The sequence below is a fragment of the Candidatus Methylomirabilota bacterium genome, assembly GCA_036005065.1.
Lineage (GTDB): Bacteria > Methylomirabilota > Methylomirabilia > Rokubacteriales > DASRDR01 > DASYQW01.
In genome coordinates, this window is record DASYQW010000386.1 from 1 (window position 1) to 9,884 (window position 9,884).

At 68.5% G+C, this 9,884-nt stretch carries 10 protein-coding genes; all 10 read left to right on the forward strand.

What is annotated here, in order from left to right; all coding sequences use genetic code 11:
- Positions 1–142 precede the first annotated feature (142 nt).
- The 10 genes from VGW35_25950 (at position 143) to VGW35_25995 (ending at position 9,884) form a co-directional block, all read left to right on the forward strand.
- Positions 143–601 carry a hypothetical protein gene (locus tag VGW35_25950; protein HEV8311121.1) on the forward strand — a complete coding sequence of 153 codons (459 nt, stop codon included), beginning with the start codon at positions 143–145 and terminating at the stop codon, positions 599–601.
- 246 nt (positions 602–847) lie between these two features.
- Complete coding sequence (locus VGW35_25955) at positions 848–2,122, forward strand: 4Fe-4S dicluster-binding protein (GenBank protein ID HEV8311122.1); 1,275 nt, start codon at positions 848–850, stop codon at positions 2,120–2,122.
- Positions 2,123–2,154: 32 nt separating this feature from the next.
- On the forward strand, positions 2,155–3,390 hold the full coding sequence (locus VGW35_25960; protein HEV8311123.1) for a pyruvate ferredoxin oxidoreductase: 1,236 nt from the start codon (positions 2,155–2,157) through the stop codon (positions 3,388–3,390).
- Between the two features lie 14 nt (positions 3,391–3,404).
- Positions 3,405–4,430, forward strand: a complete 1,026-nt coding sequence (locus tag VGW35_25965) for a thiamine pyrophosphate-dependent enzyme (protein ID HEV8311124.1) — start codon at positions 3,405–3,407, stop codon at positions 4,428–4,430.
- Between the two features lie 113 nt (positions 4,431–4,543).
- A complete protein-coding gene (locus tag VGW35_25970; protein ID HEV8311125.1) occupies positions 4,544–5,500 on the forward strand; it encodes a tripartite tricarboxylate transporter substrate binding protein in 957 nt (318 codons plus the stop codon).
- 25 nt (positions 5,501–5,525) lie between these two features.
- A complete protein-coding gene (locus VGW35_25975; GenBank protein ID HEV8311126.1) occupies positions 5,526–5,999 on the forward strand; it encodes a tripartite tricarboxylate transporter TctB family protein in 474 nt (157 codons plus the stop codon).
- A gap of 10 nt (positions 6,000–6,009) precedes the next feature.
- Positions 6,010–7,533, forward strand: coding sequence for a tripartite tricarboxylate transporter permease (locus tag VGW35_25980; GenBank protein ID HEV8311127.1), 1,524 nt, complete (start codon positions 6,010–6,012; stop codon positions 7,531–7,533).
- A 32-nt stretch (positions 7,534–7,565) separates the two neighbouring features.
- A complete protein-coding gene (locus VGW35_25985; GenBank protein ID HEV8311128.1) occupies positions 7,566–8,378 on the forward strand; it encodes a cytidylate kinase family protein in 813 nt (270 codons plus the stop codon).
- Positions 8,375–9,085, forward strand: a complete 711-nt coding sequence (locus tag VGW35_25990) for a TerC family protein (GenBank protein ID HEV8311129.1) — start codon at positions 8,375–8,377, stop codon at positions 9,083–9,085. Before VGW35_25985 ends, VGW35_25990 begins: the two co-directional genes overlap by 4 nt.
- 52 nt (positions 9,086–9,137) lie before the next feature.
- Positions 9,138–9,884 carry a FadR/GntR family transcriptional regulator gene (locus VGW35_25995; GenBank protein ID HEV8311130.1) on the forward strand — a complete coding sequence of 249 codons (747 nt, stop codon included), beginning with the start codon at positions 9,138–9,140 and terminating at the stop codon, positions 9,882–9,884.

Consider the following 9,884-nt stretch of genomic DNA (forward strand, 5'->3'; position numbering starts at 1 on the left):
GCAGGGCGAGAGCCCCAGGCCATGTCGCCGGCCACCGGCGCGGTCGGGCGCCGCGGGGAAAGGGGGCAGAGCCAGAGTCCCGCGGGCCCAGGAAGCTGGTGAGACAGGAAAACAGTCGTGACCCCAGAGAAGGAGGGCTGAGATGAGCCGACGAACCGTGCTGGAGAGCGCACTCGTCCTGCTGGTCACCCTGGCCGTCGCGCTCGTGCCCGCCTGGGATACGCGGGCGGGGCAATTCAAGCGGCTGACGGGCTCCGAGATCCTCGCGCCCGGTGCCCAGATCCAGGCCCACGCGAGCCCCCGGAACCAGGGCACTGCCATGGAGATCGACGTATACGAGTGGATCGCCGCATCGGCGGCGGCGCCCGTCCCGTACCGCTGCCGCATCATCCTCAACCTGACGGGCCAGCGGCTCAACCTCCGGATGATCGGGGCGGACGGATCCATCTTCTCGAGTTGCGTCGCGCCGAGCGGCGGCAGCTGCGACGTCCCGACCGGCTTCGCGACGCCGAAGTCGCTGCACCAGTGCACGGTGGCAACGCAGGGCGGCGCCCCGGTCCTCCCGACCGCCCACTACATCCTCGCCATCCAGCGGCTCTGAGGCTACCCGGCCGAATCCCGCGTGGTGGAGTCTAATCCGCCGAGGGCCTGCCCTTGACTACCCACGCGTGAACACCCGGATCGAGCGAGCCAGGCTTTGGGCGGGTGCCCTGGCCGCTCTTCCGGCTGGCCGCGCTTCCGGCTTGACAGGGCGCCGGACCCGGGCTAGGGTAGGTGTGGTCCGACCAGCATACCGGTACGAGGATTCCTTTAGTCTCGAGGATCTGGGTGGCGTAGGGAGGCCCGCATGGCGCATCTGATCTGCGAAGTTGTCTACCGGGGAATCTTCCAGAAAAACCTGGCATCGCGCATCACGCGGGGGATCGTCCTGTCGGCGCGGAAGGCCGGCCGGTGGGGGATCGCCTTCGGCCGATACGGGGACAGCCCTCAGCGAAACGGCATTCCCGCCAAGGACTTCGCCATCGTCGCGGACAGCAAGGAGGAGCTCGAGCAGCACATGGCCCGCTACGAGCCGAAGGAGCTCCACGTCACCATCTGCGTGGACGACACCCTGGGCAAGGGCGTGGAGTCGTGGGCGTGGTACGGGCTCCAGCCCATCAACCGGCTCCTCCTGCCCGACGGCCACCTGCTCGTGACCTCGACCCAGTCCCCGGACGATCTCCTGAAGGACATCCACACGAAGGACAGCCCCTACCATCTCTGGATCCTGCCGGGCAAGGCCTCGTTCGGGGGGCTGTGGGTCTACAAGGAAGACCACACCGAGGTGCGGATCCTCGGCGCGCTGGCGAAAATCGCCCCGCAGTTCCTGTCGATCGACGCGGTGTCCGAGGCCATTCGGGAGGCCGAGTGGGGCTCGGACCTCAAGGTGGACTCGGCCCGCAAGGCCTACGAGCGGATCGAGAGCCGGCCGGTCCGGATCACCGAGGGCAACCCCGAGACCCCCTATGCCTTCGAGCTCCCCCGCTGGTGGGAGATGCGGGAGGGCGTGACGATCCCCTCCCTGCCCATCGGGAAGCCCATCGAGGGCACCAAGGGCTACCGCCCCGAGCGGAGCACGGTGTTCAAGAAGTTCTCGACCCGGACGATGCGGCCGGTCATCGACTTCGACACCTGCGTCAAGTGCACGCTCTGCTGGCTCCAGTGTCCGGACAGCTGCTTCGACGTCATGCCCGACGGCCTCTACGACGCCAACATGGAGTCGTGCTGCGGGTGCGGGGTGTGCGAGGCGGTCTGCCCCGTCCACAACTGCATCACGATGGTGAACGAGGCGGCCTTCGAGGACAACGCGAGCCAGTGGGAGATGTGGCGCCGCGACAAGGACGCCTACAAGGTGTGGCTCACCGAGAAGATCCAGGACAAGGTCCACGTGGCGCGCTCCCACGGCTTCCGCTACCGCGGGCAGTACGAGGAGGAGCTCGCGAGCGGATCCGACCTGGGCGGGAGGCCGGTGACCGAGGGCATCCCCGGCGAGAACGCCGAAGAGAAGGGGCTGCCGTCCACCGTCCACGTGCACGAGTCGGCCTCGATCGTGACGGGCATTCCCGAGGCGCCCGGCGCCTAGGCTCTGCAACAGAGACACAGGAGGAACGGTCCATGGCAGTTGCGACCAGGCCGGCCCCGGCCGCCGCGGTCCTCGAAGAGAAGGAGATGCTCATCTCGGGGAGCGAGGCCGTCGCCGAGGCCCTGACGCTCGCCGACATCGACGTCGTCACCGCCTACCCGATCCGGCCCTACGACACGGTGATGCAGGCGATCGCCAAGAAGATCGCCAACGGCAAGCTCGTCGCCGAGTACATCGTGGCCGAGGGCGAGCACAGCCAGTTCGAGATCGTCAAGCACGCCTCGACCGTCGGGGCCCGCGTCTTCTGCGGCTCCTCGGGCGTGGGCTGGATGTATGCGATGGAGGCGATCACGGTGACGCCGGCCCTGCGCGTTCCGATGATCGCGCTGGTGGGTAACCGCGCCCTCGACGATCCGGGCGCCTTCGGGGTCGAGCACAACGACGCCCTGTCGGTCCGCGACCTCGGCTGGCTCCTGTGCTGGATCGACACCTCCCAGGAAGCGTTCGACACCACCCTGATCGCCTACCGGGTGGCCGAGGATCGCCGGATCTTCCTCCCGATCGCCATCTCGGCCGACGGCGCCTTCCTCACGCACTCCCAGTCGCTCACGCGAGTGCCGCCCAAGGAATGGGTCGACACGTTCCTGCCGCCGTATCGTCGGGGCGATCTCCTGCTCCATCCCGACAACCCGATCACGGTGGCGCCGCAGGTGAACGAGGACTGGGTCATCGAGATCCGGCGCCAGAACAACGCGGCGACCGAGCGCGCCTACACGGTGATCGAGGAGGCCTACGCCGACTTCCGCCGGATCTTCGGCCGGGGACCGGAGAACCCCTGGTTCGAGGAGTACATGACGGAGGACGCGGAGATCATCCTCATGGGAATGGGAACGCTCTCGCTCCCGGTGAAGGTGGCCATCCGGAAGATGCGCGAGGACGGGAAGAAGGTGGGGCTGATCCGGCTCCGCTGGTTCCGGCCGTTCCCGCACGAGCAGCTCACCCGGGCCCTGCGGCGGGCCAAGGCCATCGGGGTCATCGACCGGGATTACTCCTTCGGGTCGCCCTTCGGGTCCGGAGTCGTCGCCACCGAGGTGCGGGCCGCCCTCTACAACGCCGAGCACCGGCCGCCGCTCATCGGCTTCATCTGCGGGTTGGGCGGCCGCGAGGTGACTCTGGAGGACGTCTACAAGCTGACGGACATCTGCTATGCGGCGGCCAAGGCCGGCAGGGCCGAGCGCGGCACCTACTGGCTCGGCGTGCGCGAGTAAAGGAGACCTGAACCATGGCTGAGGCGACGATCTTCGCCAACCAGACGCAGACCCTCGAGCCCTTCAAGGGCGTCAAGAAGGTCACCATCGAGGAGTATTTCAGCTCCGGCCACCGCACGTGCCAGGGCTGCGAGTCGGCCCTGGTGATGAAGCTCATGGTCAAGGCGGCCGGCCCACGCACCATCGTGCTGGGCTCCACCGGATGCATGTACGTCGCCAACACGACCTACTACTCCACCCCCTGGGTGGTGCCCTGGATGCATACCCAGCTCGGCTCCTCGGGCTCCGCGGCCCTGGGCACCGCCGCCGGGCTCAAGGCGCTGATGAAGAAAGGCAAGATGAAGGCGGAGCCGATCAACGTCATCGCCTTCTGCGGCGACGGCGGCGGCGCCGACATGGGCCTCGGCGCCATCTCGGCCACCCTCACCCACAAGGAGTACAACTCGCTCATCCTCCTCTACGACAACGAGTCCTACGCGAACACCGACATCCAGCTCTCGGGACTCACCCCGTACGGGGCCCACACCACCTTCAGCCCCCCGGGCACCGTGAAGCGGATCATCCACACGCGCTGGAAGAAGAATGTCGCCGGCATGCTGGCGGCGGGCCACCCCGAGTGCCGCTACGTGGCCACCGTCTGCGCGTCGTACGCCGTCGAGATGATGAACCGCGTCCGCAAGGCGCTGACGATCCCCGGCCCGACCTTCATCCACTCGCTCGACCCCTGCCCGAAGGGGTGGGACTATGACCCGATGCTCTCCCACGAGCTGGGGGAGCTGGCGATCGAGACGGGCATCTTCCCCCTGTACGAGGTCGAGGACGGGGTGGTCAAGTACTACGGGAAGACCAAGGCCATCGTCGACGGTCGCAAGCGGAAGCCGGTCCGCGAGTACCTCTTGAAGCAGGGCCGCTTCGCGCACTTCACCGAAGAGGACCTGGCGTACTTCCAGGCCAAGGTGGATGAGATGTGGGAGAAGTGGGAGATGCCGGGCGTCGTCGCGTTCCGGAAGCAGCCGGGGGCCGTGCCGAGCGTGAACTGAGCCGGCGGCGCAACCGGATTGTCGAGAGGGCCGCCGGCTTGCTGGCGGCCCTTCTTGTATCTGAACCCTCACTGAACGGAGGGCTCGGGATGCGCACTACAACGCTCCAACGCGTGGCTTGGATCCTCGCCCTGCTCGTGACGCTCGTCCCGGGCGCCTCGGCGGTCGCCTGGGAGCCGACCAAGCCCGTCGAGTTCATCGTGCCGGCCGGGACGGGGGGCGGCGCCGACCAGATGGCGCGGATCATCGCGCCGCTGGTCGAAAAGCACAAGCTCTCGCCGCGGCCCCTCATCGTGGTTAACAAGCCGGGCGGCGCCGGAGCCGAAGGGTTCACCCACGTCAAGGCCAAGGAAGGCGACGCCCACACCATCATCATCACGCTCTCGAACCTCTTCACGACCCCGCTCCACACCGGCGTCCCCTTCAACTGGAAGGACCTGACCCCGGTCGCCCGAATCGCGCTCGACGAGTTCATCCTGTGGGTGAACACCGAGACGCCGTACAAGACCGCCAAGGACTACGTGGAAGCCGTGAAGGCCAAGCCCGGCACCTTCAAGATGGGCGGGACGGGCTCGGCCCAGGAAGACCAGATCATCACCATCCAGCTCGAGCAAGCTCTCGGCCTGAAGTTCATCTACGTCCCCTTCAAGGGGGGTGGGGAGGTCTGCGTCAACCTGGTCGGCAAGCACGTGGACTCGACCGTGAACAACCCCATCGAGTGCGCCGGCCACTGGAAGGCCAACCGGGTCCGGCCGCTGGCCGTGTTCGACGCGGAGCGGCTTTCCGCCAAGGGGTGGGGCGACATCCCGACGGTCAAGGAGGCGCTCGGCGCCAACATCGAGTACCTGATGCTGCGTGGGATCTTCGGCGCTCCCAAGATGCCGGCCGACGCCGTCGCCTTTTACCAGGGCATGCTGAAGAAGGTCTACGAGACCCAGGAGTTCAAGGACTACCTCGAGCAGGGCGCGCTCAAGCCGTCCTGGCTGACCGGGCCGGAGTACGTGAAGTGGCTCGAAGGGGCCGAGACGCTTCATCAGGAGCTCATGAAGAAGGGCGGCCTGCTGAAGTAGCGCGGCCCGCCGCGGACGACTTCCCATGCGCAGGGCCGACGTGGTCTGCGCTCTCGTGCTGCTCGCCGGGGCCGCCGTGGTCATCGGTGAGGGGCTCCGCCTGCGGATCGGCTGGGGCACGGACGGGCCGGAGCCGGGATTCTTCGTCTTCTACCTCGGCCTGGCCCTCGCCATCGCATCGGCGGCGGTGCTGGGCCAGGCCCTCCTTCAGCCGGAGGCGCCGCTCTACCGCAAGCCGTTCGTCGAGCCGGGCCAGTTCGTCCCCGTCGCCAAGGTGCTGGTGCCGGCGAGCCTCATGGTGCTGGCCACGCACTGGCTCGGTCTCTACGTCGCCGGCGGGCTGTACCTCGGCGCCTACATGCGCTGGATCGGCCGGCACTCCTGGGCGCTGACCGTGCTCTTGAGCGTGGCCATCCCGGCCGCCACCTTCCTCCTCTTCGAGGTGTGGTTCCTGGTGCCGATGCCCAAAGGGCCCCTGGAAGCGCTCATCGGTTACTGAAGAGGGATCGATGGGCGGGCTCGAGCACCTCGTCATGGGCTTTCAGATCGCGATCACGCCGTTCAACCTCGCCATGACCGTGATCGGAATCATCCTCGGCACGATCATCGGCGTCCTGCCCGGACTCGGGGGCGCCAACGGCGTGGCCATCCTGCTGCCTCTCACCTTCACGATGCCGCCCACCTCGGCGATCATCCTCCTGACCTCGCTCTACTGGGGCGCGCTCTTCGGCGGGGCCATCACGTCGATCCTGTTCAACATCCCCGGCGAACCCTGGTCGGTGGCGACCACCCTCGACGGCTATCCGCTCGCCAAGCAAGGGAAGGGCGCCCAGGCCCTGACCGCGGCCTTCACGTCCTCCTTCATCGGGGCGGCTTTCTCCATCGTCCTGGTCTCTTTCTTCGCGCAGCCGCTGGCCGAGCTGGCCCTGAAGTTCGGCCCTCCGGAGTTCTTCGCCATCCAGCTCCTCACCTTCTCGAGCTTCATCGGCCTGGGCGGCGGGAATCCGGTCAAGTCGCTGGTGTCGATCCTCATCGGGTTCATCCTGGCGGCGATCGGGCTCGACACGGTCACCGGCAAGCTGCGCCTCACCTTCGGGTCGATCGAGCTGATGCGCGGCTTCTCGTTCATCGTGGCGGTCATCGGTCTCTTCGGCCTCGGCGAGATCTTCCTGACCGTGGAGGAGGGGCTGGAGTTCCGGGGCGTCAGCCCGCGCGTGCGCTTCCGGGAGATGGTCGCGACCTGGCGGGAGCTGGGCAAGTACTGGAAGACCTTCCTGCGGGGCTCGTTGATCGGGTTCTGGATGGGCTTCAAGCCCGGCGGGGCCACGCCGGCATCGTTCATGAGCTACGGCTTCGCCCGCCGGTTCTCGCGGCACCCGGAGAAGTTCGGGACCGGGGTCCTGGAGGGCGTCGTCGCCCCGGAGACGGCCGCCCACGCCGCGGGCGTGGCGGCCATGCTGCCGATGATCACGCTGGGCATCCCCGGGTCGCCGACGGCGGCCGTGATGCTCGGCGGCCTCCTCATCTGGGGACTCCAGCCCGGCCCCATGCTCTTCGTCGAGAAGCCGGAGTTCGTCTGGGGGCTGATCGCCAGCATGTACACCGGGAACGTCATCGGGGTCGTCATGGTGCTGGCGTTCGTCCCGGCCTTCGCGGCGATCCTCCGGGTCCCATTCGCCATCCTGACCCCGTTCATCGTCTTCATCTGCGCGATCGGCGCCTACGCCGTGAACAACAGCATGGTGGACGTCTGGTACATGGTGGCCTTCGGGATCGTCGGCTACGTCTTCAAGAAGCTCGACTACCCGCTGGCGCCCCTGGTGCTGGCCCTCGTGCTGGGGGACCTCGCGGAGAACGCCCTCCGGCAGAGCCTCATCATGTCGCAGGGGTCGCTCCTGATCTTCTTCCAGAGTCCCATTTCGGCGATCATCACGCTGGCGGCGCTCATCCTGTTCACCCTGCCGCTGCTCACGATGCTGCTCCACCGGCCGCGGGCCACCCCGACGCCGGTCGTGCAGGCCGGGCCGCAGTAGCGCGGGGCGCGCCGCCGGCGAGGAGCCAGCTCATGCCGATCATCGCGATGACCAAGGAGATGGGCAGCCTCGGCACGCTCATCGGACTGGAGGCCGCCCGGCAGCTCGGCTACGAGTTCCTCCGGAACGAGGTCATCAAGGCCGCCGCCCACGAGTACCGGGTGCTGGAAGCGGGCCTGATCGGGGCGGTGGAGCGGCCGGCCGGGGTCTTCGAGCGCCTCCGCCCCCGGGCCGCGCGGTACGCGGCATACCTGCGGGCGGCCGTGCTGGAGGCTGCGCTGCGGGACGAGGTCCTCTTCATGGGACGCTGGTCGACGATGTTCCTCGGCGGCGTCCGCCACGCGGTGCGGGTACGCGTCTGCGCTCCCGTGGAGGTGCGGGCCCAGCGGATCATGACGCGCCTCCGGGTCGACCACGCGGAGGCCGTCCAGCGCATCAGCGCCTACGACGAAGGCGTGCGGGGGCGCCTGCGCCAGATCTTCGGGGTCGACTGGACCGACCCCTTGCTCTACGATCTCGTCATCAACACCGAAGCCGTCACCCAGGAGTCCGGGGTGCGACAGGTGGTGGCCCTGGCCGGAGCCCCGGAGTTCCAGCCGACCGAGGAGTCGCGGGCCGCCCTGTGGAACCAGGCGGTGGCCGCGCGGGTCCAGGCGACCCTCAAGGCGAACGCGGTGACGGCCGCCGTCGACGTCGACGTCCAGGTGACCGACGGCCAGGCGCGCCTGGCCGGAATCGTCGCCTCGGACGACGAGCGCGACTCGGTGCTGTCGGTGGCCCGGGGCGTCCGGGGCGTGGTGGGCGTGACGAGCGAGGTGAAGGTCTTCAAGAGGCCCGTCCGGTGAACCTGGCCGAACTCGCGACCGCCGAGTTCTGGGCTCGCTGGGTCGCCATCGTGATTCTCGACCTCACGCTGGCCGGCGACAACGCGCTGGTGATCGCGCTCGCGGTCCGGAACCTGCCGAAGCGGCAGCAGTGGCAGGGCCGCCTGTGGGGAACGGGCGGGGCCGTCGCGCTGCGGGTCCTGTTCATCGGGGTCATCACGTTCCTTCTCCGGATCCCGCTGCTCCAGGCGATCGGCGGCCTGGTGCTGCTGTGGATCGCGGTGAAGCTGCTCGCCCAGGAGGCGGCGGGGGACCACAAGGTCCGCCACGGGACGACCCTGTTCGAGGCGATCTGGATCATCATCCTGGCCGACGTCATCATGAGCCTGGACAACGTGCTGGCGGTGGCCGCCGCCGCCCACGGCGACATGCTCCTGGTCGTCTTCGGGGTCGGTCTGTCGATTCCCATCGTGATCTGGGGCAGTGGGATCCTGGCCCGGCTGATGACTCGGTTCCGCTGGATCGTGGACCTGGGGGCCGGCATCCTCGGCTGGGTGGCCGGCGAGATGCTGCTCAAAGATGAAGTCGTGCGCGGCTGGCTCGGGGAAGGCGGGGTGGAGGCGCTCCACTGGGTCCTGCCCATGAGCTTCGGGATCGGCGTCATCGCGGTGGGGCGGTGGCGAGTGACCCGGCGGTCGCGCCGGGCTCCTGCGCGGAAGGCGTCGTGACGGCGAGTGGGTTGCCGGGGGCGCCGAGGGCGCCGTATACTGCCCCGACGAGATGAGCTGGCCAAACGTCGAGCCGGTCAAGAGTACCCGCATCTACGAGGAGATCGTCCGCCAGATCAAGGGTCTGATCGCGGACGGTCAGCTCAAGTCGGGGGACCGCCTGCCTCCCGAGCGCGACCTCGCCGAGCGCTTCCGGGTGAGCCGAACGTCCGTCCGGGAAGCCCTGCGTGCGCTCGAGAGCACGGGGCTGATCGAGATCCGTCCGGGTGAAGGCACGTTCGTGCGCCAGGTGTCGGTCGAATCGCTGATCGAGCCGCTGGCGCTCGTGATCCTGACCCAGCGGGAGGCGATTGCCGAGCTCTACGAGGCGCGCCGCCTGCTGGAGGCGCCCATCGCGGCCCTGGCGGCGCGGCGGGCGAGCCCCGACGACGTGGCGGAGATGACCCGCGTCCTCGATGAGCAGGCCCGGGAGGTCGCCGCCGGGCGGACGGGAGTCGCGCAGGACGCCGCCTTCCACACCGCCATCGCGCATTCCACCCACAACCGCGCCATCACCCGGATCGTCACGACGCTGGTGGATCTCCTGACCCAGACGCGGGAAGAATCGCTCCAGACGCCGGGCCGCCCGGAGCGGTCCCACCAGGATCACCGCCGGATCCTGGCCGCGATCCGGGCGCGGGACGAGAGCGGCGCCCGCCAGGCGATACTCGACCACCTGGCCGCGGTGGAAGCCCTGGTCATGGGAAGGGCGGGCGAGCAGGTCAACCCGCCCGCCGAGCAACGGCGGCCGGGCCACTAG